We start from the raw sequence: 24924 nt of genomic DNA, 5'->3' as shown, positions 1-24924 counted from the left end.
GGCACGGGAGGGCAATTAGACTTTTGGATAGCGACGAGAGGGGCCGGTCGACATGGCGGAGGGATCGCGAAGAAGGGAGCCTGAGGCTCCCTTCTTTCATTGGGCTGTCCGGGATCGTCAATGCCCTGTGGCGAGCATGGAGGTCATGTGGGGTTCGGACAGGGGATGGCTGAACAGGTAGCCCTGGCCCTCCTCGCAGCGCAGGGATTGCAGGAACTGGCGCTGGGGCTGGGTCTCTATGCCTTCCGCCGTGACCGCCATGCCGAGGCTGTCTGCCAGGCTGACTATGGTGCGGCACAGCTCCCGGCTGTGCCTGTCGTCGGGCAGCGCCTGCACGAAGGCCCTGTCTATCTTGATGCGGTCTATGGGCAGGCTTTTGAGCAGGCTCAGGGAGGAGAAGCCGGTACCGAAGTCGTCGATGGCGATCTGCACTCCCAGCGCCTTGAGGCGGGTAAAGAGGCGCAGGCTCTGATCCACGCTCTGGATGATGCTCTCGGTGACCTCGATCTCCAGCCGCTCTGCCGGGAAGCCGGTCTGCGCTAGGATGGCGGTGACCCTGTCCACGTAGTCGGGGGAGCGCATCTCCCTGACCGACACATTGACGGACAGCCTGGGCACGGCGAACCCCTCCGCCAGCCACCGCTGTCCCTGCTGGCAGGCGGTGCGCATCACCCATTCCCCCAACTGCTCTATCAGGCCGCACTCCTCGGCCACCGGAATGAAGCGGGCGGGAGAGATGATGCCCTCGCTCGGGTGCTGCCAGCGCACCAGGGCCTCGAGGCCGCTGAGGCTGTCACTGGCCAGATCCGTCATGGGTTGGTACAGCAGGCGAAACTGCTGCTGCTCCATGGCCTTGATCAGCCCCTGCTCCAGGGCCATCCGCTCCCTCATCTGCGTCATCATCTCGGGGGAGTAGAACAGATGGCCGTTGCGGCCCCGGCGCTTGGCCTCATGCATGGCATTGTCCGCCGCACTGATGAGGCTGTCCGGGGTCAGGCCATGATCCGGGTAGAGGGCGACCCCTATGCTGGCGGAGAGCCTCACCCGCTCCTGCCCTATGTCGACCGGATCGTGGAGCCTGTGTTGCAGCCGCTCGATCAGCCCCACCAGCTCCTGGGGCTGCCCGATGTCGGGCAGCAGCACCAGAAATTCGTCTGCGCCGAGTCGGGTGGCGAGATCCCCCGGGCGCAGGCTGTGGCGGATGCGCTCCGCCAGCAGCTTGAGCAGCAGATCCCCGGCGCTGTGCCCCAGGTTGTCGTTGATCAGCTTGAAGCCGTCGAGATCGATGAACAGCAGGGCGAGGGGCAGCCGGTTGAGCCTGGCCGTCTCCATCTCCAGTGCGAGCCGCTCCTGCAACAGGCTGCGATTGCCAAGGTCGGTGAGGGGGTCGTGATAGGAGAGGTGGTGGAGCCTGGCCTCCGCCTGGTAGAGCCGCTGTGCATGCAGGCGGCTGGTCTCCTGGATCTCCCCGGTGAAGCGGGTCAGGCCCAGGTAGGCGCGGGGATCCTGGGTGAGATCGCGGGCGATGAGGAAGATGCCATTGAAGAGCCCTGTTGCGTCCATCAGGGGGCTGCAGCTCATCTGCCAGCGCCTCGGCCCGCCGGGGCGGGAGACATGGATACAGCCGAGATCCAGTTCGGCCCGGGGGGCGCCATCGAGCAATTGCTTGAGCCGGGGGAGCAGCATGGGCGCCTGGGCCGGGGTGATGTCAAACAGCGTCTTGCCGAGGTGATCCCCCTGCGCCAGACCGCTCAGCTCGGTGAAGATACCGTTGACGCCACGGCACCTGAAGTCACGATCGAAGACCCCTATCCCAAAGGGTGCCAGCTCGAACAGTTGTTGCCATTCATGAAGGGATAACGGGCCTGACAAATGCAGTGTCTGAACCGATTCGGGTAGCACTTTTTCCATGGAGGCTCCTGAATTGATTTCATTATCATTTAGATGACTGTGTCAGTATGGCAGGAAGTTTCAGGAGGAAGAAAAAGTCTGGGAATGATGTCAAATCAAGGGGATGTCAGCCTTTCTGGCGGCCGAATGCCTGAATGCCGCGCACCAGTACCAGCCAGCCGAGCAGGTGGAACGGCAGGGCCAGCAGATAGAGCAGCAGGAAATGTGACTCGCTGCCGCTGCTGTTGATGAAGCCTATCCAGGCCACCAGCAGGGTCAGCATGCCCGCTATCTGGAAGCGGCGGCGCAGCACCACCTCCACGCCGAGATTGGCAAGGTAGAGGGTGAGCAGAATGCCGCCAAAGCCGGTCAGCTGGGCGGCGCCGTACAGTTCCCTGTCCGGGTGGAACAGCAGGACGGCGAGGGGGGTCAGGCCCTGATCCAGCGGGATCAGGGCCAGCAGCCAGCATGCAATCAGAAGCAGGGCTGTCTTCATGCGAGGCTTAGTCGGCGGACTGCGCCGGCTTGACCAGGCTGAGGTAGTTGGCATCCATGGTGAGGAAGACCCCCAGCAGACGGGCACTGGCGCCGTAGAAGCCAAACTGGTCGGCGGCGCGACAGGCGGTCTCGAACTTGTCGAACCAGCCCAGCAGATGATGGTGCAAGAGCGCTTCCTGCTCCTGCAGCCATTGCGCCCGCTCGGCGGCTGTGGTCGCCTCGGCGGCGCGAATGATGAGGTTGCCCATCAGATCCAGCTCGATGGCCAGGTGATCGGCGGGCTCCTTGTACTTGTCGCTGACATTGATGCCGAGGCGATCGAGGCGGGCCTGCATCTCGGCCATGGGGGCCTGCATCATCAGCTTGGCCTCACCCCGGTAGAGGGACTCGTAGGGCAGGGCGCCCTGCTTGGGATCCACCAGGAAGAGGCCGGCGAAGTCGGCGGCGAGCTCCAGCTGGCGATCGGTGCGCACCAGCAGGCGGGCGATGGCGTCATTGAGCTCGGTCACGGCCTCGCGCATCGGATCCAGGGTGGAGAGGCTCTTCAGGAAGCTTCGCACATCATAGGTGTCATATTCGGCGATCTGCTCATCACTGAGTTCGGCGGCAAACAGGGTGGAGAACCACCAGTAGAGTTGGGCCCGGCGTTCGCTGGTAGCCATAAATTCCTGCATTTTTCCTCCGTGGATGGCAATCGGGAGCCTTGATGGCTCCCGATTCTAACGACTTTAAAAATAAAGGAAACTCAAGGGGGCGCTTTCGTCCCCCTGGGGTCAGAGCGCCGGGAACATGGGGTCTATGCCCTTTGCCGACTCGGGCGCGCCGAAGGCGGTGACGGCAGGCGCCTGCCCGCGGAACTTCTCGATCTCCACCAGGGCCGTGTGGGCCGTGGTGGCCTGCGCCAGGCTGGAGGAGCCGATGTCGGCGGTCAGCACATTGGGGTCACCATAGGTGCAGAGGGTGCCGACCTTGCCGCCCTCCTGCGGACCATACCAGGCACCTTCCTGAATGCGCACCACGCCGGGGGCGTAGTCATCGCTCACCACCAGACCGGCCAGCACCTGACCGCGACCGTTGAACACCCGCACCAGATCGCCGTCCTTGAGGCCACGGGATTTGGCATCCTGCGGGTTCATGTAGACGGGCTCGCGCCCCTGCACCGTGTAAGTGGCGCGGTAGTTGTCGGAGGAGCAGAGCTGGCTGTGCAGCCGCTTGTCCGGGTGGCAGGATTGCAGGTGCAGCGGGTACTGTTTGCTGCCCGGCCCGCCGTGGGAGCGCTCGTAGGGCTCGATCCAGACCGGGTGGCCCGGGCAATCCCCATAGCCGTAGTCGGCGATGGTCTTGGAGTAGATCTCGATGAGGCCAGACGGGGTGCCGAGCGGTTCCAGATCCGGCTCCTGACGGAACGAGGCGTGGCGCACCCAGGGCTGACCCGCCGGGAAGGTGACGAAGCCTTCCCCGTGCCAGAACTGGCTGAAGCGGGGCAGACGGATGCCGATGCCGCGACCCTGCAGGCGGGCGTCGTCATAGATGCTCTGGATCCACTCCAGCTTGCTCTTGCCACCGGTGAACTCGGCCTCGCGACCGAAGCGGCGGCAGAGATCGGCGAAGATGTCGTAGTCATCGCGCGCCTCGAACAGCGGCTCGACCACCTTGTACATGGCCAGAATGCCCGCGTTGGAGTGAGAGCCCCACTGCTCGATATCATCTCGCTCATAGGTGGTGGTGGCGGGCAGCACTATGTCGGCGAAGCGGCAGCTGGCGGTCCACTGGTGATCGATGCTGACCACGGTTTCCAGCTTGCGCCAGGCGGCGACCATCTTGTTGCGATCCTGCTGGTGGTGAAACGGGTTGTTGCCGCAGAACACCGCCATCTTCATGTGGGGGTAGGTGATGGTCTGGCCGTTGAAGGCGATGGTCTTGCCCGGATTGAGGATGCAGTCGACGAAACGGGCCACCGGAATGAATTTGGAGTAGCCCTTCCAGTCGCCATCATGGCGCGGCTTGACCCCGGGAATGACCGAGCTGAAACCGGACATGATGGGGCCGCTGGAGGTGATGGTGCCCGCCCCGTTGTAGTGCCAGCCAAAGCCGTAACCGCCCCCCGGCAGGCCGATCTGGCCAATCATCGAGGCCAGTACCACCAGCATCCAGGCGTACTGCTCGCCGTGGTGCATGCGCTGCACACACCAGCCGCCGATTAGCTGGGTACGGCCGCTGCTCATGGCGCGGGCCAGCTCGCGGATGGTCTCGGCAGGCACGCCACAGATGGCGGCAGCCCACTCGGCATCCTTCACCTGACCGTCGCTGGTGCCCAACAGATAGGGCAGGAACTTGTCAAAACCGGTGGTGTAGTTCTTCAGGAACGCCTCGTCGTGACGCTTCTCGCTGTAGAGGGTGTGGGCTATGCCCAGCATCAACGGCACGTCGGTCTGCGGATTCAGGGTCACCTGATCGCAATTGAGGTACTTCTGGGTCTTGGATTTGACCGGGTCGACGCTGATGACCCGGATCTCGCCCTTGGCCACCTTCTCTTTGAGCTGCGCCCAGTAGTCGTAGACGCTGTGATCCGGCACCAGCCAGCCCACCTGCAGGTTCTTGATGGGATCTGAACCCCAGATGACTATGGTCTTGCTGTGCTCCAGCACCAGTGGCCAGGAGGTCTGCTGCTCGTACACCTCCATGGCCCCTGCCACGTGGGGCAGGATCACCTGGGCGGCGCCGGTGGAGTAGTCGCCGGCCTTGGCCAGATAGGTGCCGTGCAGGTTCATGGCACGCCCCAGCATGGCGCCGGCGGAGTGCAGCTTGCCCACCGACTGCCAGCCGGAGTGACCGGCATAGAGGGCGCTCGGGCCATAGGTTTTCTGCACCCGCTCCAGCTCGTGATAGAAGAAGTCGAGCGCCTGTGACCAGGTGACCCGCACGAAGCGGTTCTGGCCGCGTTCGCTGGTGTCGGACTGGTGGCCCTTGCGCAGCCAGTCCAGCCGCACCATGGGGTAGCGGATGCGGGAGGGGTTGTAGACCACTTCACTCAGGGCCTTGAGCATCTCGGTGGGGTGCTTGTCATGCTCGAACGGCAGGGTCTCGACCCAGCGGCCATCGACCACCCGGGCGCGGAAGGCACCCCAGTGGGAGCCGGACTGCACCAGCTTGTCGCCGGACTCGGCGGCCATCACGGCGCGACCGAGCAGGGAGGGGCCGATCAGGGCAGAGGCACCGCTGGCCAGCAAGCCACCCAGAAAACCACGACGGGAAATATTGATCATCTTGTTATTCCTCTCTCGGATCCGGAACTCGAATCCGGAATTAGTGGCTGCCCTGACCACCGGTATCGGCGGCATGGTTTTGCAGGTATTTGAGCAGGGTGCGCTCCTCTTCCTTGCTCAGGCGATAGTAGGCAGACATCGCCTTGAGCCCCGAGATCCAGCCGTTGGCAGTGAAGTGAGCGGGATCCGGCGCGCCGTGGCAGGAGTTGCAGGTGGATTTGTACATCTCGCCAGCGTAATCCCAGATCGGTTTGAGCGAGGACTCAAAGCCCTTGCCATCGACCCAGGCCTGCACCTGAACCTGCTCCCACTTGATATGGGTGGCGCTGTCTGTCTCCTGCTTGAGCACTTTCTCGCTCGCTTTCAGTTCATCACGGATGGTAGCGACGAAGACCCGCTTGCCCATGTATTCGCTCAGCACCCGGCCCTTGCCGTCGCTCTCGCGCCACCCTTCGATGGTCACCTTGAGGCGATCGCCGCTGCGGTCCACCACGTCTATACGGGAGGCAGGCAGCAGTTTGCCGACCGGGTCGCTGCTCTGTTCGCTGGCATAGAGATCTTTTTCACCCAGGTTGTAGAGGGTCTTGGCGGCTGGCGCCTCTTGCGCGTCGTTAACCAGGGTGGCGTAAGTGGCCCGGAAGCCGCCTGCCATGTTGGGCAGTTCGTGGGCGATGCCCTTGTGGCACTCGATGCAGTTCATGTTCTTCGCCGCCGCGTCTTTCATCGCCAGCGCGGCCGCCGGGGACTGCTTGGCGTGATCCATGTTGTCGTAGCTGTGGCAGGACTTGCAGGTCTTGGAGTTCTGGCTGCTCATCCGTGCCCACACCTTCTCGGCCAGATGCAGGCGCCTGTCCTCGAACTTCTCCTGGGTGTCGATGCTGTGGCCTATGTACTCCTGATAGAGGTCGTTTGCCGCCTCCATCTTGCGGGCCACCTTGCCGACAAAGTCCTTCGGCTGGTGACAGTCGGTACAGACCGCCTGTACCCCTGAGGCATTCTTGAAGTGGATGGACTCCTTGTACTCCGGATAGACGGTGTCTTTCATGGAGTGGCAGGAGATACAGAATTCGAGGCTGCTGGTTTTCTCAAAGCCGTAGTGCAGGCCGACGGTGCCCGCGAGGGTGACGCCGACGCCCACCAGAAGCAGCGCCAGTACCGACCAGCGGCGGCTGGGGGTGCGCAGGAAGTGCCACAGTTTTTTCATCATGCTCTCTCACATCACTTTTTTGATGGGAGCCATGATAGGGAGGCGTTGTGAACAGGGCTGCCGCCACAAATTAATGAAATAGGGGTATTTATGACAAAATGTGAATAGAATAATCCTCCCTTGTCGACCATCGTGAACCCTGCCCATGAGCTACCACATTCTGGTTGTTGAAGATGATGCGGTGACCCGCGAGAAGCTGACCGGCTATTTCGAGCGGGAGGGCTATCGGGTGACGGCGGTCGAAAACGGCCAGGAGATGCGCGCCGTGCTGGCGGAGCAGACGGTCGATCTGGTGATGTTGGATATCAACCTGCCGGGAGAAGATGGTCTGCTGTTGACCCGTGAGCTGCGGGCGCGCAGCACGGTGGGGATCATTCTGGTCACCGGCCGCAGTGATGCGGTGGACCGGATTGTCGGCCTCGAGATGGGGGCCGACGACTATGTCACCAAGCCGTTCGAGCTGCGGGAGTTGCTGGTGCGGGTCAAGAATCTGCTGTGGCGGATCTCGCTGGCGGCCGCCGCGCCGAGCGAGCCTGCGGTCGCTGACGATGCGGTGCGCTTCGGCCCCTGGCGCTTCGACATTCCCCGCCGCCAGCTCAGCAAGGACGGGGTGCCGGTGCGCCTGACCAAGGCCGAATACGAGGTGCTGGTGGCCTTCGTCGCCCACCCCGGGCGGGTGCTCAGTCGGGAGCGGATCCTGACCCTCATCAGCCATCGTGGCGATGGCCCGAGCGATCGCACCATAGACGTGTTGATCCGGCGGCTACGGGGCAAGATGGAGCTGGATCCCCGGGATCCCCAGCTGTTTGTCACCGTGCACGGGGAGGGCTATCTGTTTGCCGGTGAGCTGGCTCCCTGAGTCAGCAGGCTTGGCTATTGGCCGGCTGGGGCGGCACCGACCCGGTAGACGGGGCGAAAAGCCCCATCGGAGAGGGAGTCGCCGGTGTCGGCCAGGGGCCCATCCAGAGTCAGAATAGGGGGGCCCATCACCCGGGGGCACTGCTGCTCGTCCGCCTCGGGATGCTGTAGCAGGCAGACGGCCTGGGCCACGGCGAGGCGGCCCTGCAGCCGCATCTGATCGCTGTTGGCCGCCAGCATCTTGCCCCGCAGCAGGCCGCGCTGCACCCCGTGACTGAAGTAGGTACCGAGCACTCTGGGGTGGTCGAGCCGGCGTTGGGCCAGCTCGTTGACCGCCACTTCGGCGGCAATCGCGCCCCCCACCAGATAGTCGAGGTCCGGGTGGCGGGCCAGGGTCTGCTGCACCAGGGTGCGCTGGATCTCGCGGCTGTTGTCGCCGCGGGCCGTGGTCACCAGCCTGATGGCGCTCCCCCGGATGGCATCGGCAAAACCGGGCTCGACCACGTTGTTGCCACCGCTGCTCTTGGGGCCCGGGAACAGGGCAACCGAGACGGGTTTGCTGCCCGCCGGGTGACGCAGTGCCAGCCAGTGCCCCATCTGCCAGCCCATCTGATACCAGGAGACCCCCACCTTGGCACGCACCAGGCCGGCGGGCAGATCGTTGACCAGGCCGAATACCGGTAGCGGGCTGGCGGTGATTGCCTCCCTCAGCCCCTCATAGCTCACGGCGCCAAGCAGAATGGCGTCGCTCCCCTCCCTCACGCACTGCTGCAACTGCTGGCGCTGCTCGGCCAGGGCACCGTAGCCCCCCGCCTCGTGGATCCGCAAGCTGACCCCAAGCCGTGTCGCCTCTTCCACCATGCCCTGATTGACCGACAGCCAGTAGGCATCCCGCAGATGGGGATAGAGGGCGCACAGGGTCAGGGGAGATGGAAGAGGCGCTGGCCCTGGCCACAGGAGGCGCACGGGCTGGCCGCTGAAGGCGCCACCTGGCCAGTGATCCACCTCGAAGGCGAGGAGGGGGCCAGGGAGCAGCATGAGCAACAGGGAGAGATAGACGCTTCGCATGAGCCGGGGTTTTGTTAAAGTGTGGGCCCACATTATCCGGTCAAAGCCGACCACAACCAAGGTGCCGAGCGTGAGAATCTTTTCCGGCCTGGGGGGCAGGCTGCTGCTGGCCTTCTCCCTGATGGCGCTGCTGACCCTGAGCGCCTCCCTGCTCGGGTGGATTGGGCTCACCCACCTGCGCCAGCTGGAGCAGGGGGTGCAGCAGACCCTGGCCGATCAGGAGCGGGCCCGTACCCTGGCGCGCCTGAGCGGCGAGATCCAGAGCGCCTCCCATCTGCTGGCCACGGCGACCAGCGAGGCGGAGCGTGAGCATCAGGGACGCTTGCTCACCCTGCAGGGGCAGCAGATGCAGCGCCTGCTGGCGCAGCTCGGCGGTGAGGGGGACAGGCAGGTGCAGGAGCAGCTCCATCCCCTGAGCCAGAGCATCATCGGCAACCTGGGGCAGCAGGGCTGGCTGGTGGGGGAGCGCCTGACCCTGATGGCGCAAGGCAACGACCTGCGCGCCCGCCTGGTGGCCGCGGCCGGCGAGGTGGCGGAGCTTGCCCGCAGCCAGATGGAGAATGCCGAGACCGTGATGGTGGCGGGGCTCGGCTCCCTCTACCCCTTGCAGGGGCGCGCCGCCGCCGCAGCGATAGACCGCTTGCTGGAGCAGGATCTCGACTGGCTGGAGCAGATGACCGAGCTGCGTCACAGAACCCTGATGCAGCAGCAGCGCATCGAGGAGATCTGGCGCGGCGAGCGGCAGGAGCGCTTGCAGGCACTGTTGCGGGATGGACAGCGGGAGCTGGCGATATTGCAGCTTCGGGCCGGGGCGGTGACGGATCCGGCCCGCCGCCAGGGGGTGGAGCAGGCCCTCGCCGTGCTGGCGCAGAGCGACCAGCTGGTGCAACTGCGCAGCGACTGGCTCGGCAAGGGGGAGGCCCTGCGGGTGCTGGCCAGCGCCAATGAGGCCTTGATGAGCAGCCTCAACCAGCAGGTGGGTGATCTGGTCAACCGTGCCCGCGATTCCCTGGGGCAGAGTCAGCAGGCACTGAGCCAGCGTCTCAGGCTGCTGGAGCAGGCACTGATGGGGATAGGTCTGCTCACCCTGGTGCTGCTGATGCTGCTGATGTGGCGCATGGTCTACGGCCGCATCGTCTGGCCGCTGCAACACGCGGTGGCGGGGATGAGCCGGCTGGCGCGGGGGGATCTGGCCCCCCTTGACCCGATCGCCAGTGCCGGCCGTGACGAGCTGGCGGAGCTGGGACGGGCCCTGCAGGTGTTTCGTGACAATGCGGTCGAGCTGGGCCGCTATCAGCGGGAGCTGGAGTCGCGAGTGGTGGAGCGGACGGAGCAGCTCAGCCATGCCAATCTGCGCCTCAACGAAGAGGTGGAGAAGCAGCGCCTGGCCCGTGCCGAGGCGGAACAGGCCAATCGGGCCAAGTCGGTCTTCCTCGCCACCATGAGCCACGAGATCCGCACCCCCATGAACGGCATTCTGGGGGGCCTGACCCTGCTGGAAGATACCCATCTCAGCGAGACCCAGCGGCGCTATCTCGCCGCCATAGAGCACAGCGGCGAATCCCTGCTGGAGATCCTCAACGACATCCTCGACTACTCCAAGATCGAGGCGGGCCACGTGGAGGCGCGCCGGGAACCCTTCCCGCTGCATCAGCTGGTCGATGAGCTGAGCGCCCTGTTCCGGCCCAGGGCAGAGGCCAGAGGGGTGGCCCTGGTGCTGGAGTACGCCCCCGCCCTGCCTCCCGTGGTGGAAGGGGATCTGGGCAAGCTGCGCCAGGTACTCGCGAACCTCCTGGGCAACGCGGTCAAGTTCACCGCCAGGGGCCGGATCTGCCTCGAGGTGAGCCCCCTCCCATGCGGCGGCCCCTGCGCCGAGCCCTGCATCCTGTTCGTGGTGAGCGATACCGGCCCCGGCATTCCTGAACAGGAGCAGGAGGCGGTGTTCGAGGCGTTCCGCCAGCGCAAGCGGGACATGGGGCACCAGGGGGGCACAGGGCTGGGGCTTGCCATCAGCCGCAGGCTGGTGGCCGCCATGGGGGGGGAGCTGTGCCTCGCCAGCCGGCCCGGGGAGGGTTGCCGCTTCAGCTTCAGCTTGCCCCTGCAACGCTCGGCCGCCCAGCTGCCGGCCGCGGCCCAGCCGCTGCACCTCGGCCAGCCTCGCGAGATCCTGCTGGTGGAAGACAACGAGATCAACCGGCTGGTGGCGCAGGGCATGCTGACTCGCCTGGGCCATTGCGTCACCCTGGCGGAAGACGGGCGTTCGGCGCTGGCGCGGGTGACTGAGCGGAGTTTCGATCTGGCGCTGCTCGATATCAATCTGCCTGACATGGATGGCCTGACCCTGCGCGAAGATCTGGCCGCCATCAGCGAGGAGGTGCACGAGCGCCCCCTGCCTGCCATCGCCATCTCGGCCCAGATGTACCCCGAGGATATCCGTCTCTGTCTGGAGGCGGGCTTTGCGGACTTTGTCGGCAAACCGGTGCGTCTGGCGGCGTTGGCCAGCGCCATCGACCGTCAGTTCCAGATAGAGACAGCGCAGGCCCTGCCGGACGCGAGGGAGGGCACCGTCAGCCTGCCGGCCCCCCAGGCCGCCAACCCCGTGCTGGACGCCGACCTGGCCTTGCTCGGCAGTCAGCGCATCCGTCAGCTCATCGGATTGTTTGAATCCCAGGGGGCGGCCCTGGTGGCCGCACTGGTGCGGTGCGAGGGGGAAGAGCGCAAGGGGATGGCCCACAAGCTCAAGGGCAGTGCCCTGGCGCTCGGGCTGGATGATTTTGCCGCGCAGTGCGCCGCCCTGGAGGCGGGAGACGCCGATCCGGCGGGGCTGGCCGGGGAGTTTGATGCGGCGGTGGCGACGCTCAAGGCGTGGCAGGAGAGGCAGCTGTCGGCCCCGGCATGAGCCTCAGCCTGGTCTGCTGCCGACGACTGATCCGCCGCTTCCTTCCTGCTCCTCGTCTCTGTAGAGCGCCTGCTTGCAGCGGGGGCAGATGTGCTGGCGCCGGTAGTCGGCCTGGTGCACCACCCCCACCTCGAGCTGCTGATGGTGGCCGCAATGGATGCAGAAGATGATATCGCCATCGACGGCCTCGGGGTGGGCCGCCAGGTACTGCGCCCGGGTGGGCAGCGTCTCCCAGCGGGTGGTGCAGGCGCCCTTGCGACTGCCGGTGTAATAGACCCAATAGAAGATGGCAAAGACGGCGACAATCACGAACAGCATCAGATGATCCATGGAATTCCCCCTTGTGGTGAGAGAGGCAAATGCAGGGCTCTGGTGCGACCCTGTGCGCCAAAGGGCCCTGCCGTTGCCAGCCGATGGCCGCTCGCCAGGCTTCGCAGCCCCTGTGCCGTCTAAAGATGTTATCTGTTAGTAAATGCTATATCCATGATCTGGCTCTGGTTTTTGCCCTCCATAGGGGAGGATTCAGGGGGCGGGTCAGACAGGATTGCCGGGCGCCCCAGGAGGGGCCGAGCCGACGGAAGGGGCGCCGGCCCCGCGAGAGGCAAGGGGAAAGAGGGGCGTCCGGCTTCGAAAATTGCGACGTATTTTACATTTTATAAACAAGTTTTTGGGTGGTTGGACTGTCTCTTTGATCCAGCTCACGTTACAATGCGCGGGCCCACTTCACCTATCGCGCAAACGATTTTCAGGAGATAAACGGATGTTGAAACGTGACATGACCATCGCCGGCTATGATCCAGAGCTGTGGCAGGCCATCACAGACGAAACCCGTCGTCAGGAAGAACATATCGAGCTGATCGCGTCTGAGAACTACACCAGCCCCCGCGTCATGGAAGCCCAGGGCTCCCAGTTGACCAACAAGTACGCCGAAGGCTATCCGGCCAAGCGTTACTACGGCGGTTGCGAGTACGTCGACGTGGTCGAAACCCTGGCCATCGAGCGCGCCAAGGAACTGTTTGGTGCCACCTATGCCAACGTGCAGCCGCACTCCGGCTCCCAGGCCAACAGCGCCGTCTACATGGCCCTGCTGCAGCCGGGCGACACCGTGCTGGGCATGAACCTGGCCCACGGTGGTCACCTGACCCACGGCTCCCCGGTGAACTTCTCCGGCAAGCTGTACAACATCATCCCCTACGGCATCGATGAGTCCGGCAAGATCGACTATGACGAGATGGAGCGCCTGGCGGTCGAGCACAAGCCGAAGATGATGATAGGTGGCTTCTCCGCCTACTCCGGCATCGTCGACTGGGCCCGCATGCGCGAAATCGCCGACAAGATCGGTGCTTACCTGTTCGTCGACATGGCCCACGTGGCCGGTCTGATTGCCGCTGGCGTCTACCCGAACCCGGTGCCCCACGCCCACGTGGTCACCTCCACCACCCACAAGACCCTGGCCGGTCCGCGCGGTGGTCTGATCCTCTCCGCCGCCGACGACGAAGATCTGTACAAGAAGCTGAACTCCGCCGTCTTCCCGGGTGGTCAGGGCGGCCCGCTGATGCACGTCATCGCCGGCAAGGCCGTGGCCTTCAAGGAAGCGCTGGAGCCCGAGTTCAAGACCTATCAGGCCCAGGTCGTCAAGAACGCCAAGGCCATGGCAGCTACCTTTATCGAGCGCGGTTACAAGATCGTCTCCGGCGGTACCGACAACCACCTGATGCTGGTTGACCTCATCGGCCGCGAGCTGACCGGTAAGGACGCCGACGCCGCACTGGGCAAGGCCAACATCACCGTCAACAAGAACTCCGTGCCGAACGACCCGCGCTCTCCGTTCGTCACATCCGGCGTGCGGATCGGTACCCCGGCCATCACCCGCCGCGGTTTCAAGGAAGCCGAGTCCATCCAGTTGGCCAACTGGATCTGCGACGTGCTGGACAACCACGACAACGACGCCGTGCTGGCCACCGTTCGCGAGAAGGTGCTGGATATCTGCCGCCGTTTCCCGGTTTATGCCTGATACGCCAGAGACTCTGGTATAAAAACAATGCCACCCCAGGGTGGCATTGTTGTTTCTGCTCCGGCCTTGCCATAGGGCTGTACTCATCGACCGACAGAGGAGGCACCATGCCAAATCAGACCGCGCTCAGTGATGAGGAACTCATCTCTGCCCTCCGCGCCCAGTATCATTTTCGCCCCAGCCCCGAGGGCCTGCTGGCCTGGGATGTACGCCGTCTGGTGCGGCTGAGCCGCGGGTTGCCGGTGCGCGCTGTGCCACTCTCGCAGCTCGCGGAGCTCGATAGCGAGCACTGGTACGGGCATGGCAGCGTGAAACCCACGGTGCGCAGCATAGTAGAACACTGCCAGCTGATGCAGGCCGCCGATCTCGCCTATCCCATCATTCTGGACAGTGCGGGGCGGGTGATGGATGGCATGCACAGGGTGGGCAAGGCGCTGATGCAGGGCCATACCCATATCGATGCGGTGCAATTCGAGCTAGATCCGGCCCCCGACTATGTGGATTGCGATCCGGATCTGTTGCCCTACGACGACTGAATCGGCGCCATTTCTGCCCCAATGCCACCCACAGGTGGCATTGTTTTTTCTGGGCTTTTACCGGCTTTGGATGGCCGTGCTACACTGGCCGGCCAAGATCCTGACCCCGCGGGGCAGGTGCCTTTTCCGTTAACGCCGGAGGTCCGATGCATTGCCCTTTCTGTAGTGCGGTTGATACCAAGGTGATCGATTCCCGTCTGGTGGCAGAAGGCCATCAGGTGCGCCGCCGTCGTGAATGCCTGCTCTGCCATGAGCGCTTCACCACCTTCGAGATGGCCGAGCTGGTGATGCCCCGTGTCATCAAGTCCAATGGCTCCCGCGAGCCCTTCAATGAAGACAAGCTGCGGGCCGGCATACTGCGGGCCCTGGAGAAGCGGCCGGTGAGCATGGAGGCCATCGAAAAGGGGGTCAATCACATCAAATCCCGGCTGCGTGCCACCGGCGAGCGCGAAGTCGCGTCCCAGCTGGTGGGCAACCTGGTGATGGATGAACTCAAGAGCCTGGACAAGGTGGCCTATATCCGCTTCGCCTCCGTCTATCGCAGCTTCGAGGACATCCGCGAGTTCGGCGAAGAGATCGCCAAGCTGGAGAAGTGAAGAGGGTCGGGTGAGCAAAGCAATATCCGCTTCACCCCTCTCTACCTCAGGACTCGAGGACATCCGCCTTGTTTGTAACAAGAAGCGGTGAAGAGATCGCCAAGCTGGAGAAATAAGCCAGCCACCCACGGATTGCGTTAGCACCCCTATTTTCTCGCGTTGAACGGGAGCCCAGATGTTTAGTCAAGATGATTACCAATGGATGAGCCGGGCCCTCGAGCTGGCCCGTCGCGGCCGTTACACCACGGCCCCCAATCCCTGTGTGGGCGCCGTGCTGGTGAAGGCCGGCGTGGTGGTGGGGGAGGGCTGGCACCAGCGTGCCGGTGAACCCCATGCCGAGGTCTATGCCCTGCATGCCGCCGGGGAAGAGGCTCGCGGCGCCACCGCCTATGTGACCCTGGAGCCCTGCTCCCATCACGGTCGCACCCCTCCCTGTGCCGAGGCGCTGATCAAGGCCGGGGTGACCCGGGTGGTCGCCGCCATGGTGGATCCCAATCCCCAGGTGGGGGGACGCGGCCTGCGCATGCTCTCCGAGGCGGGCATCAAGACCGACTTCGGCCTGCTCAGCGCCGAGGCCGAGGCCCTGAACCCCGGTTTCTTCAAGCGGATGCGCACCGCCTTCCCGCAGGTGACGGTCAAGCTCGGCGCCAGCCTCGACGGTCGCACCGCCATGGCGAGCGGCGAGAGCCAGTGGATCACCTCCCCGGAGGCGCGCCGGGACGTGCAGCGGCTGCGTGCCCGCCACGATGCGGTGCTCTCCAGCGCCGAGACGGTGCTGGCCGACGGCGCCTCCCTCAATGTGCGCTGGGACGAGCTGCCGGCCTCGGTCAAGGCCAGCTATCCCAGGGAGGCCCTGCGCCAGCCGCTGCGGGTCATCGTCGATTCCCAGAACCGGCTGACCCCGGACCTGCCCCTGTTCCAGAGCGAGAGCCCTGTGCTGCTGGCCCGTCACAAGGTCGACGGGGAGTGGCCTGCGTGGGTGCAACAGCTGGAAGTGCCGCTGCTGGATGGCAAGCTGGATCTGGTCAGCCTGTTCATGTTGCTGGCCAAGCAAAACGTCAACTCGGTGCTGGTCGAGGCGGGGCCACGGCTGTGTGGCGCTCTACTGGATAAGGGGTTGGTGGATGAGCTGGTGCTCTATCAGGCGCCCAAACTGATGGGTGACGAGGGGCGTGGCCTGTTCCATCTGCCCGGTCTGACCCGGCTGTTCCAGGCCCCCAAGCTCGCCATCAAGGATGTGCGCATGGTGGGGCCGGATATTCGCATTACCGCCAAAATAGCCTGATTTATCAATGTTCAAGGGGGCATGATCAGCCCCCGTCATCAGCAAGGTGATCTGCATGTTTACCGGAATTATCGAAGCGGTGGGAACCCTGGCCGAGCTGCGCCGTCAGGGCGATGACATGGCCCTCACCGTCCACGCACCAGGTCTGGATTTTAGCGACGTTAAGCTGGGCGACTCCATCGCCACCAACGGCGTCTGCCTCACCGTGGTGGCGCTGGGCGACAAGAGTTATACCGCCGACGTGTCGCTTGAGACGCTCTCTCGCACCGGCTTTGCCGAGGCCAAGGTAGGGGATCCGGTGAACCTCGAGAAGGCGCTGATGCCGAGCTCCCGCCTCGGCGGCCACCTGGTCTCGGGCCACGTGGATGGCATCGGCGAGGTGAAGAGCAAGTCCAGCAGCGGCCGCGCCATCGAGTACTGGATCGAGGCGCCAAAGGAACTTTCTCGCTACATCGCCGAGAAGGGGTCCATTGCGGTGGATGGCATCAGCCTGACGGTCAACGCCGTGCAGGGGGATCTCTTTCGCCTGACCATAGTGCCCCACACCGCCCAGGAGACCACCATAGCCCGCTGGAAACCGGGCCACAGGGTGAACCTGGAGGTGGATCAGATCGCCCGCTATCTGGAGCGGCTGATGCAGGGCAGGGCGCAGGAGCAGGGCGGATCCAGCCTGACCCTGGAGACCTTGGCCCGATCCGGGTTTATCTGACAGGCAGGGGAGCGGGCAAAACACGGTTCTGTGATCCCGCTCCGATTGAAATGGGGCCCCGTGCCCCCATCTAGCACACAATGATGCAGTATCAAGCCGAGCCGGCAGGCTCAATTCCCCAAGCATGTTGATGGAGTAGCCCATGGCGCTGAGCACAACCCAGGAAATCATTGCCGATATCAAGGCGGGCAAGATGGTGATCCTGATGGATGACGAAGACAGGGAGAACGAAGGGGACCTCATCATGGCCGCTTCCTGTGTCCGTCCGGAGGATATCAACTTCATGGCCCGTTACGGCCGTGGCCTCATCTGCCTGACCCTGACCCGGGATCGCTGCAAGCAGCTGGCGCTGCCGCTGATGGTGGACAGGAACAATGCCCAGTTCTCCACCGCCTTCACCGTGACCATAGAAGCGGCCGAAGGGGTGACCACGGGCATCTCCGCCGCCGATCGCGCCGTGACCGTCCAGGCCGCCGTCGCACCGAACGCCAAGGCCGCCGATCTGGTGCAGCCCGGCCACATCTTCCCGCTGATGGCGCAGGATGGCGGCGTGCTGACCCGTGCCGGCCACACCGAGGCGGGCTGCGATCTGGCCCGTCTGGCCGGTTACGAGGCGGCCTCTGTCATCGTCGAGATCCTCAACGAGGATGGCACCATGGCGCGTCGTCCCGATCTCGAAATCTTCGCCGAGCAGCACGGCATCAAGCTGGGCACCATCGCGGATCTCATCGAGTACCGCAACCAGCACGAGACCACGGTGGAGAAGGTAGCCGAGTGCAAGCTGCCCACCGAGTTCGGGGAGTTTGATCTCGTCACCTTCCGCGACACCATAGACAACCAGGTGCACTTCGCCCTCAAGAAAGGCGAGGTGAAAGCCGACCAGCCGACCCTGGTACGGGTCCATCTGCACGACGTGCTGAGCGATCTGCTGCTGACGGATCGCCACAGCGCCCGCAGCTGGCCGCTGCCCAAATCCATGGCCCGCATCGCCGACGAGGGCGGTGTGCTGGTGATCCTGGGGGCGGAAGCCCAGGGCGCCGAGCTGCTTGCCCGGGTCAAGGGCTTTGAAGCCGCCGACAAGGGACTGGCACCGGAAGGGGCCAAGTGGCAGGGCACCTCGCGCCGGGTCGGTGTGGGCTCCCAGATCCTCAAGGCATTGGGGGTCGGCAAGATGCGCCTCTTGAGCTCGCCGAAGAAATACCATGCTCTCGGCGGCTTCGGCCTCGAGGTGGTGGAGTACGTCGGCGAGTAAGCGCCCTGGTGCTCGCTTGACGACATACCATGCTCGCCAGTGGCTTCGGCCTCGAGGTGGTGGAGTACGTCGGCGAGTAAGCGCCCTGGTGCTCGCTTGACGACATACCATGCTCGCCAGGGGCTTCGGCCTCGAGGTGGTGGAGTGCGTCGGCGAGCAAGCCCCTGACGGGTTGAATGACTATCCTGGCCGCTCGTTGCGGCCATGGTTTTTTGTCGCGGCTCTGTTGTGCTAGAATGCGTGCACTTTTGGCCCCGGCCCCTATTGATTGCACAGAGACAGGATTTCCAATGAAGATTATCGAAGGGAATATCGCCGCTCCCGAGGCGCGTGTTGCTATTGTCGTTGCCCGTTTCAACAGCTTCATCAATGACAGTCTGGTGAACGGTGCGGTCGACGTACTGAAGCGTCAAGGCCAGGTCCAAGACAGCAATCTCACCCTGGTGCGCGTGCCGGGTGCCGTCGAAATTCCCCTGGCAGCCAAGAAGCTGGCCAAGAGCGGTCAATACGACGCCATAGTTGCGCTCGGTACCGTCATCCGTGGCGGCACCTATCACTTCGAACTGGTGGCGAGCGAGAACGGCAAGGGGCTGGCCCAGGTGATGATGGAGTATGAGATTCCCGTCGCCTTCGGCGTACTGACCACTGAAAACATTGAACAAGCCATCGAGCGCGCCGGTACCAAGGCGGGTAACAAGGGTGCAGAGGCTGCACTGAGTGCGCTCGAAATGATCAACGTCCTGAAACAGCTGGACGTGTAACGAGGAGAAGTACATTGAAACCGTCCGAGCGCCGTAAGGCCCGCCATTGCGCCACCCAGGCCATCTACCAGTGGCAGATGACCCAGGCCAACGTGGGCGACATCGAAGAGCAGTTCAAGATCGATCAGGACACCAAGGGTGTAGACCTGAGCTATTTCCGCGATCTGCTGTTCGGGGTAGCGGTCCACTGCAACGAGCTGGACAAGGTGTTCTCGCCTTTCCTCTCCCGTCCGCTGGAAGAAGTGGACATGGTGGACAAGGCGATCCTGCGTCTGGCGACCTACGAGCTGACCCGTCGTGATGATGTGCCGCCGCGCGTGGTGATCAACGAAGCGATCGAGCTGGCCAAAGCCTTCGCCGCCGATGACAGCCACAAGTTTGTCAACGGTGTACTGGACAAGGTGATCAAGACGCTGACCAAGCGTTGATCCTGACGTCCATCAGCATTAAGAGAGGAGCCAGCCTAACCGCTGGCTTTTTACTGTATGGGTGAATTTGAGCTGATTGAGAAGTACTTCAAGGTCCCCCACGCCCGCAAGGACGTGGTGATGGGCCCAGGGGATGACTGCGCCCTGCTGACCCTGCCCGCCGATACCATGCTGGCGGTGAGCACCGATACCCTGGTGAGCGGCGTGCACTTCTTCCCGGACATGGATCCGGTGGATCTGGGCTACAAGGCGCTGGCGGTCAACCTCTCCGATCTCGCCGCCATGGGGGCCGAGCCGCGCTGGGTCTCCCTGGCGCTGACCCTGCCTGCCGTCAACGAGGCCTGGGTCGCGGGCTTTGCGGAAGGGTTCCTCGAGCTCGCCGAATATTACAATGTGGCCCTGGTGGGGGGGGACATGACCCGCGGGCCACTCTCCATCACCGTCTCGGTGAAGGGATCCGTGCCGACCGGTCGTGCCCTGATGCGCAGCGGCGCCAGGGTGGGGGACGGCATCTATGTCACCGGCACCCTGGGGGATGCGGCCCTGGCCCTCTCCCATCTGCTGGGCAAGCGCACCCTCAACGAGAACCAGCTGGCGGCCGTGCTGCCCAGGCTCGATCATCCCCATCCCCGCATCCTGGCCGGTCAGGCCTTGCGCGGGCTGGCGAGCAGCGCGCTGGATCTCTCCGACGGCCTGGCTTCCGATCTCGGCCATATCCTCAAGGCGTCCGGTGTGCGGGCCCAGATAGATCTGGACCTGCTGCCCCTCTCGCCCGTGTTGCAGGACGCCGTGCCCGCACGGGATGCCTGGCAGCTGGCGCTGGCCGGTGGCGATGACTACGAGCTCTGCTTCACTGTGCCACAAGAGCATCACGGTGCCCTGGACACGGCGCTGGCCAACTGCGGCGTCAGGTTCACCCGCATCGGCCGCATCCAGGCCGGCGACCCCGGCATCGACTATGTGCAGGATGATCAGCCGGTCGAGCTTCATCTCAAGGGCTGGGATCACTTCGCATGAGCTTTTTCAAGATAAGGCCCGAGCTGAACAGCCTGAGCCTGAAGAACCCGCTCCACTGCCTGGCGCTGGGCTTTGGTGCCGGTCTCTCCCCCAGGGCGCCGGGCACCATGGGGACCCTGGTGGCCATTCCGCTCTACCTGCTGGTGAGCGGCCTGCCGACCCCCTGGTTCATCTCCCTGCTGGCGGTGGGCTTCGTGGCGGGTATTCGCATCTGTCAGGCGGCCACCGATGCCATCGGCATGCCGGATCACGGTGCCATCGTCTGGGACGAGGTGATAGGCTTCGGCGTCACCATGATTGCCGCTCCGGCTGGCTGGGAGTGGGTGCTGGCCGGCTTCGTGCTGTTCCGGCTGTTCGACGTGCTCAAGCCCTGGCCCATCTCCTGGTTCGATCGCCGTATTCACGGCGGGCTCGGCATCATGCTGGATGATCTCATCGCCGGTCTGTTCGCCCTGCTCTGCATGCAGTTGCTGGCTCGCTGGTAAGGCGGGATCGGCGGTCGCGGCGGGCTATCTCATCGCCGGTCTGTTCGCCCTGTTCTGTATGCAGTTGCTGGCCTGCTGGCCTGCTGGCCTGCTGGTAAGGCGGGGTGGCGGTTGCGGCCGTCATGGCGGGCTTGGCCCTCGATGCCGCGCAGTGTCATCCTCTGCCTGCCCGCTCTTTCCATACAATTAAGCTTCAGGCGCAGTTCCTTGGTGGGACTGCGCCTTTTTGTATGCAATCCCCCCGGCTTGTCCGGTGACGGCGCGCCGGGCTCTGGCAGATCATTCTGAGTTGACCCTATTTATCTCTGCTTAGTTTTCCTTCATCCAGATATGCTGCCGTTAAAAAATCATTTCACATAAATATTCACTACTCATTCGAAGCTGCGTAGTCTGTATTGAATAGTGAATTCGATTGCTTGTTACATCTTTGTTGAAATTTAAATAAGCTAATCTCTCGCATTGCCATCACAATCTCTGTTAATGTGATTTTTATCGACATTTTGCGCCAATGGCGAGTGCGTTATCTGCGCAAAGTATTGCGAAATTGTATAACTGGATCATTTACACCCGCGGGCAAACCGACTAACTTACTCGCGGGTTATTCCAAAAAAATGCAAAAAACCCGCCCGGATCGCTGGTTTGGCTGCCTCATGGATTGAGCGTTTATTACACAAGACAAGCTCTCAACATAAGTACCAAGGCACAACCAGCATCTGCGGCTGATTTACGGACGAATTATTTGGGACGGATGTCCCCCGCAGAGGTAACCATGTCCTTGCTCGAAGTGAAAAACTTGCGGATCGAGTACCCCTCCCGCTATGGGGTGCTGGCCGCGGTCAAGGATCTCTCTTTTTCCGTGGAAAAAGGCGAGATCGTCGGCGTAGTCGGTGAATCAGGTGCCGGCAAGTCCACCATAGGCAATGCCGTCATCGATCTGTTGAGCCCGCCCGGTCGCATCGCCCGTGGCGATATCTACCTCAACGGCGAGCTCATCTCCGGCAAGAGCCAGAACGAGATGCGGGCCATCCGTGGCTCCCGTATCGGCTTCATCTTCCAGGATCCCATGACCTCCCTCAATCCGCTGTTCACCGTTGAACAGCAGTTGGTGGAGACCATACTGGCCAACACCGATCTCAATCGCGAGGCCGCCTTTGCCAAGGCCCTCGAGTTGATGGGGGCGGTCGGGATACCGCAGCCGGAAATCCGCATCAAGCAGTACCCGCACCAGTTCTCCGGTGGCATGCGCCAGCGGGTGGTCATCGCCATAGCGCTGTCGGGGGATCCCGAGCTCATCATCGCCGATGAGCCGACCACGGCGCTTGACGTTTCGATTCAGGATCAGATCCTCCAGCTCATCCGCAACCTCTGCAAGGAGCGTCAGGTGGGCTGCATGCTGGTGACCCACGACATGGGCGTGGTCTCCAACGTCACCGACAAGGTGGCTGTCATGTATCGCGGGGATCTGGTGGAGTTCGGCACCACAGAACAGGTGCTGGGTCGCCCCAGTCACCCCTATACCCGCAGCCTCATTTCGGCGGTGCCCCGCTCGGATGTGAAGCTGGTGCGCTTCCCCCTGGTCTCCTACATAGAGGATGCCGGTGCGCCGGATCTCAGCATAGATCTCAAGACCCACTGGCTCGGCCAGAGTCAGGACGAGCGCAGCTATGAAGGTGCCCTGCTGCGGGTGGAGAACGTGGATCTGAAGTTCGTCACCAAGGATTCCATCTTCCCGAGCCGTCGCCAGTACGTGCGTGCCTGCAACAACATCAGCTTCGAGATCTTCGAAGGGGAGACCTTCGGTCTGGTGGGGGAGTCGGGCTCCGGCAAATCCACCATAGCCCGTGCCATCACAGGCCTCTATCCGCCCGATACCGGCAAGATCTTCTTCGAGGGGATCGACCTCACCGCCCTGAAAGGGGAGCATGAGCGCCGCCCGCTGCGCCGCCAGATGCAGATGGTGTTCCAGAACCCTTACTCCTCGATGAACCCGCGCATGAAGGTGCGTGACATCATCGCCGAGCCGATCCGCTTCCACAAACTGGCGAGCAGCGAGAGCCAGATCCAGGGCATAGTGAGCGATCTGCTGGATCACGTCGGCCTCGGCCGCGGGGCAGGGGTCAAGTATCCCCACGAGTTCTCCGGTGGTCAGCGCCAGCGCATCTCCATCGCCCGCGCCCTGGCGACCCGACCGCGCTTCCTCATCTGCGACGAGCCCACCTCGGCGCTGGATGTCTCGGTACAGGCCCAGATCCTCAACCTGCTCAAGGATTTGCAGCAGGAGCTTGGGCTCACCATGCTGTTCATCAGCCACGATCTGCCGGTCATCCGCCAGATGTGCGATCGCATCGGCGTGATGCAGCACGGCCACCTGGTGGAGGTCGCGGAGACCGAAAAACTGTTTACCAATGCCGAGCATGAGTACAGCCGCAAGCTGATCTCCCTCATGCCGGAATTTAAGGGAATGTCCCGCGAGGGGCTGGAAATCGCAAGCTAGGAAAGCACCGGTTCGCCGGTTTGTCTGTCAATAAAAAGCCAAAAGCATGGAGAAAGACATGAAGAAAGGATTATCCAAGATCGCCATGGCGCTGTTCGCCGCTGGTCTCGCGTTCAACGTTTCTGCCGCCGACATCAAGGTTGCCGTCGCCTCTGACGCCACCTCGCTGGACCCGCAGGAGCAGCTCTCCGGTCAGACCCTGGAGATGTCTCACCTGGTGTTCGATCCCCTGATGCGTTACACCCAGGATCTGCAATTCGAGCCGCGTCTGGCCGAGAAGTATGAGCGCATCGACGACAAGACCGTCCGCTTCCACCTGCGCAAGGGTGTCAAGTTCCACTCCGGCAACGACTTCACCGCCGATGACGTGGTATGGACAGTCAACCGTCTGAAGGCCTCCCCGGACTTCAAGGCGATCTTCGACCCCATCGCCGAAGCCAAGAAGGTGGATGACTTCACCGTGGATCTCGTCACCGCCAAGCCGTTCCCGCTGGTGCTGCAGACCGTCACCTACATCTTCCCGATGGACTCCAAGTTCTACAGCGGCAAGGATGAAGCCGGCAAGGACAAGGCCGCCATCGTCAAGAACGGCGACTCCTATGCCTCCACCCATGTTTCCGGTACTGGTCCGTTCAGCGTCAAGTTCCGCGAGCAGGGCGTGAAGCTGGAGTATGCCCGCAACGCCAACTACTGGGACAAGGCCTCCAAGGGCAACGTCCAGAACCTGACAGTGGTGCCGATCAAGGAAGACGCGACCCGAGTAGCCGCCCTGCTGGGTGGTGACGTGGACATGATCTACCCGGTTGCCCCGAACGATCTGGAGCGCGTGAAGAACGGCAAGGATTCCCAGCTGGTGACCCTGTCCGGTACCCGCGCCATCATCATCGAGCTGAACCAGAACACCAACCCGGCGCTCAAAGACAAGCGCGTGCGTCAGGCAATCAACTACGCCATCAACCAGGTGGGCATAGTCGACAAGATCAACAAGGGCTTCGGTACCCCCGCTGGCCAGCTGAGCCCGAAAGGCTATGCCGGTTACAACGAGGCGCTCAAGCCCCAGTATGATCTGGCCAAGGCCAAGGAGCTGATGAAGGAAGCCGGTTACGAGAAGGGCTTCAAGATGACCTTCATCTCCCCGGCTGCCCGCTACGTCAACGACGTCAAGATCGCCCAGGCCGTCTCCGCCATGCTGTCCAAGATCAACATCAAGGTGGATCTGAAGACCATGCCGGTTGCCCAGTACTGGCCCGAGTTTGACAAGTGCGCCTCCGACATGCAGTTGATCGGCTGGCACTCCGACACCGAAGACAGTGCGAACTTCTTCGAGTTCCTGACCTTCACCAAGGATGCCAAGACCGGCATGGGTCAGTACAACTGCGGCGGTTATGCCAACGCAGAGGCTGACAAGATGGTGATGGAAGCGAACACCGAAACCGACCCGGCCAAGCGTGCCGCCATCCTGCAGAAGGTGGAAGCCATGCTGATCGACGACGCTGCCTATGTGCCCTTGCACTGGGAAGACCTGGCCTACGGTGCCAAGAAGAACGTCGACATCAAGCCTGTGGTCAACGTGATGAACTTCCCTTACCTGGGTGACCTTGTGGTCAACAAGTAAGTGAAGCGCTAAGGAAGGACCTGGCGGGGCGCCCATGGGTGCCCCG

The 24924-nt window shown here is 63.2% G+C and carries 21 protein-coding genes; 14 read left to right on the top strand and 7 right to left on the bottom strand.

The features are described 5' to 3' along the window. Nucleotides 1-117 precede the first annotated feature (117 nt). The 5 genes from AC1IN8_RS06250 to torC form a co-directional block, all read right to left on the bottom strand. Nucleotides 118-1911 (bottom strand): putative bifunctional diguanylate cyclase/phosphodiesterase, encoded by a 1794-nt coding sequence (locus tag AC1IN8_RS06250; RefSeq protein ID WP_479758383.1) that lies wholly within the window; start codon nt 1909-1911, stop codon nt 118-120. A 106-nt stretch (nt 1912-2017) separates the two neighbouring features. Then, on the bottom strand, nt 2018-2386 hold the full coding sequence (locus AC1IN8_RS06245; protein WP_043129151.1) for a hypothetical protein: 369 nt from the start codon (nt 2384-2386) through the stop codon (nt 2018-2020). Nucleotides 2387-2393: 7 nt separating this feature from the next. Further along, nucleotides 2394-3062, bottom strand: a complete 669-nt coding sequence (gene torD / locus AC1IN8_RS06240) for a molecular chaperone TorD (protein WP_247625697.1) — start codon at nt 3060-3062, stop codon at nt 2394-2396. Nucleotides 3063-3161: 99 nt separating this feature from the next. Next, the gene (gene torA, locus AC1IN8_RS06235; protein WP_479758382.1) at nt 3162-5654 is read right to left on the bottom strand and encodes a trimethylamine-N-oxide reductase TorA; all 2493 of its coding nucleotides are present in this window, start codon (nt 5652-5654) and stop codon (nt 3162-3164) included. A gap of 40 nt (nt 5655-5694) precedes the next feature. Next, on the bottom strand, nt 5695-6861 hold the full coding sequence (gene torC, locus AC1IN8_RS06230; RefSeq protein ID WP_479758380.1) for a pentaheme c-type cytochrome TorC: 1167 nt from the start codon (nt 6859-6861) through the stop codon (nt 5695-5697). 145 nt (nt 6862-7006) lie between these two features. On the opposite strand from torC, the gene torR reads away from it, so the two are divergent. Beyond that, nucleotides 7007-7720 carry a two-component system response regulator TorR gene (gene torR / locus AC1IN8_RS06225; RefSeq protein WP_479758379.1) on the top strand — a complete coding sequence of 238 codons (714 nt, stop codon included), beginning with the start codon at nt 7007-7009 and terminating at the stop codon, nt 7718-7720. Nucleotides 7721-7734: 14 nt separating this feature from the next. On the opposite strand, the gene torT is transcribed toward torR, so the two are convergent. Next, a complete protein-coding gene (torT, locus tag AC1IN8_RS06220; RefSeq protein ID WP_479758378.1) occupies nt 7735-8787 on the bottom strand; it encodes a TMAO reductase system periplasmic protein TorT in 1053 nt (350 codons plus the stop codon). Between the two features lie 70 nt (nt 8788-8857). Between torT and torS the strand changes: the two genes are divergently transcribed. Then, nucleotides 8858-11686: a TMAO reductase system sensor histidine kinase/response regulator TorS gene (gene torS / locus AC1IN8_RS06215; protein ID WP_479758377.1), complete on the top strand. Its 2829-nt coding sequence runs from the start codon at nt 8858-8860 to the stop codon at nt 11684-11686. A gap of 3 nt (nt 11687-11689) precedes the next feature. Here the strand turns inward: torS and AC1IN8_RS06210 are convergent, their stop codons facing one another. After that, the gene (locus AC1IN8_RS06210) at nt 11690-12016 is read right to left on the bottom strand and encodes a hypothetical protein (protein WP_139437313.1); all 327 of its coding nucleotides are present in this window, start codon (nt 12014-12016) and stop codon (nt 11690-11692) included. 430 nt (nt 12017-12446) lie between these two features. Between AC1IN8_RS06210 and glyA the strand changes: the two genes are divergently transcribed. The 12 genes from glyA (at nt 12447) to AC1IN8_RS06150 (ending at nt 24878) form a co-directional block, all read left to right on the top strand. Beyond that, nucleotides 12447-13700, top strand: coding sequence for a serine hydroxymethyltransferase (gene glyA / locus AC1IN8_RS06205; RefSeq protein WP_043153250.1), 1254 nt, complete (start codon nt 12447-12449; stop codon nt 13698-13700). A 107-nt stretch (nt 13701-13807) separates the two neighbouring features. Then, a complete protein-coding gene (locus AC1IN8_RS06200) occupies nt 13808-14236 on the top strand; it encodes a hypothetical protein (RefSeq protein WP_479758375.1) in 429 nt (142 codons plus the stop codon). Between the two features lie 146 nt (nt 14237-14382). Next, a complete protein-coding gene (gene nrdR / locus AC1IN8_RS06195) occupies nt 14383-14832 on the top strand; it encodes a transcriptional regulator NrdR (protein ID WP_025326027.1) in 450 nt (149 codons plus the stop codon). A gap of 175 nt (nt 14833-15007) precedes the next feature. Beyond that, the gene (gene ribD / locus AC1IN8_RS06190; protein ID WP_479758374.1) at nt 15008-16117 is read left to right on the top strand and encodes a bifunctional diaminohydroxyphosphoribosylaminopyrimidine deaminase/5-amino-6-(5-phosphoribosylamino)uracil reductase RibD; all 1110 of its coding nucleotides are present in this window, start codon (nt 15008-15010) and stop codon (nt 16115-16117) included. Between the two features lie 55 nt (nt 16118-16172). Beyond that, complete coding sequence (locus AC1IN8_RS06185; RefSeq protein WP_479758373.1) at nt 16173-16826, top strand: riboflavin synthase; 654 nt, start codon at nt 16173-16175, stop codon at nt 16824-16826. A gap of 142 nt (nt 16827-16968) precedes the next feature. After that, nucleotides 16969-18078: a bifunctional 3,4-dihydroxy-2-butanone-4-phosphate synthase/GTP cyclohydrolase II gene (gene ribBA, locus AC1IN8_RS06180; RefSeq protein WP_139437321.1), complete on the top strand. Its 1110-nt coding sequence runs from the start codon at nt 16969-16971 to the stop codon at nt 18076-18078. Between the two features lie 290 nt (nt 18079-18368). Continuing rightward, a complete protein-coding gene (gene ribH, locus AC1IN8_RS06175) occupies nt 18369-18839 on the top strand; it encodes a 6,7-dimethyl-8-ribityllumazine synthase (protein WP_139437323.1) in 471 nt (156 codons plus the stop codon). Between the two features lie 14 nt (nt 18840-18853). Further along, a complete protein-coding gene (nusB, locus tag AC1IN8_RS06170) occupies nt 18854-19267 on the top strand; it encodes a transcription antitermination factor NusB (protein WP_139437325.1) in 414 nt (137 codons plus the stop codon). Between the two features lie 57 nt (nt 19268-19324). Beyond that, the gene (thiL, locus tag AC1IN8_RS06165) at nt 19325-20284 is read left to right on the top strand and encodes a thiamine-phosphate kinase (protein WP_106887632.1); all 960 of its coding nucleotides are present in this window, start codon (nt 19325-19327) and stop codon (nt 20282-20284) included. After that, on the top strand, nt 20281-20769 hold the full coding sequence (locus AC1IN8_RS06160; protein ID WP_106887631.1) for a phosphatidylglycerophosphatase A family protein: 489 nt from the start codon (nt 20281-20283) through the stop codon (nt 20767-20769). The genes thiL and AC1IN8_RS06160 overlap by 4 nt, the downstream gene beginning before the upstream one ends. 769 nt (nt 20770-21538) lie before the next feature. Continuing rightward, nucleotides 21539-23263, top strand: a complete 1725-nt coding sequence (locus AC1IN8_RS06155; protein WP_106887630.1) for a dipeptide ABC transporter ATP-binding protein — start codon at nt 21539-21541, stop codon at nt 23261-23263. A gap of 58 nt (nt 23264-23321) precedes the next feature. After that, complete coding sequence (locus AC1IN8_RS06150) at nt 23322-24878, top strand: ABC transporter substrate-binding protein (RefSeq protein WP_106887629.1); 1557 nt, start codon at nt 23322-23324, stop codon at nt 24876-24878. Nucleotides 24879-24924: the final 46 nt, after the last annotated feature.

Source organism: Aeromonas sp. 130281 (genome assembly GCF_056642115.1).
The sequence above is the reverse complement of the archived record's forward strand: the minus strand, read 5'-3'. Positions and strand labels throughout refer to the sequence as shown.

Coding starts and splice junctions, on each gene's coding strand:
- ribH (WP_139437323.1), top strand. CDS start 18,369: ATGAAGATTATCGAAGGGAATATCGCCGCTCCCGAGGCGCGTGTTGCT.
- ribBA (WP_139437321.1), top strand. CDS start 16,969: ATGGCGCTGAGCACAACCCAGGAAATCATTGCCGATATCAAGGCGGGC.
- torR (WP_479758379.1), top strand. CDS start 7,007: ATGAGCTACCACATTCTGGTTGTTGAAGATGATGCGGTGACCCGCGAG.
- thiL (WP_106887632.1), top strand. CDS start 19,325: ATGGGTGAATTTGAGCTGATTGAGAAGTACTTCAAGGTCCCCCACGCC.
- AC1IN8_RS06245 (WP_043129151.1), bottom strand. CDS start 2,386: ATGAAGACAGCCCTGCTTCTGATTGCATGCTGGCTGCTGGCCCTGATC.
- nrdR (WP_025326027.1), top strand. CDS start 14,383: ATGCATTGCCCTTTCTGTAGTGCGGTTGATACCAAGGTGATCGATTCC.
- AC1IN8_RS06155 (WP_106887630.1), top strand. CDS start 21,539: ATGTCCTTGCTCGAAGTGAAAAACTTGCGGATCGAGTACCCCTCCCGC.
- AC1IN8_RS06210 (WP_139437313.1), bottom strand. CDS start 12,016: ATGGATCATCTGATGCTGTTCGTGATTGTCGCCGTCTTTGCCATCTTC.
- torT (WP_479758378.1), bottom strand. CDS start 8,787: ATGCGAAGCGTCTATCTCTCCCTGTTGCTCATGCTGCTCCCTGGCCCC.
- torA (WP_479758382.1), bottom strand. CDS start 5,654: ATGATCAATATTTCCCGTCGTGGTTTTCTGGGTGGCTTGCTGGCCAGC.
- torD (WP_247625697.1), bottom strand. CDS start 3,062: ATGCAGGAATTTATGGCTACCAGCGAACGCCGGGCCCAACTCTACTGG.
- AC1IN8_RS06150 (WP_106887629.1), top strand. CDS start 23,322: ATGAAGAAAGGATTATCCAAGATCGCCATGGCGCTGTTCGCCGCTGGT.
- ribD (WP_479758374.1), top strand. CDS start 15,008: ATGTTTAGTCAAGATGATTACCAATGGATGAGCCGGGCCCTCGAGCTG.
- torC (WP_479758380.1), bottom strand. CDS start 6,861: ATGATGAAAAAACTGTGGCACTTCCTGCGCACCCCCAGCCGCCGCTGG.
- glyA (WP_043153250.1), top strand. CDS start 12,447: ATGTTGAAACGTGACATGACCATCGCCGGCTATGATCCAGAGCTGTGG.
- AC1IN8_RS06200 (WP_479758375.1), top strand. CDS start 13,808: ATGCCAAATCAGACCGCGCTCAGTGATGAGGAACTCATCTCTGCCCTC.
- AC1IN8_RS06185 (WP_479758373.1), top strand. CDS start 16,173: ATGTTTACCGGAATTATCGAAGCGGTGGGAACCCTGGCCGAGCTGCGC.
- AC1IN8_RS06160 (WP_106887631.1), top strand. CDS start 20,281: ATGAGCTTTTTCAAGATAAGGCCCGAGCTGAACAGCCTGAGCCTGAAG.
- AC1IN8_RS06250 (WP_479758383.1), bottom strand. CDS start 1,911: ATGGAAAAAGTGCTACCCGAATCGGTTCAGACACTGCATTTGTCAGGC.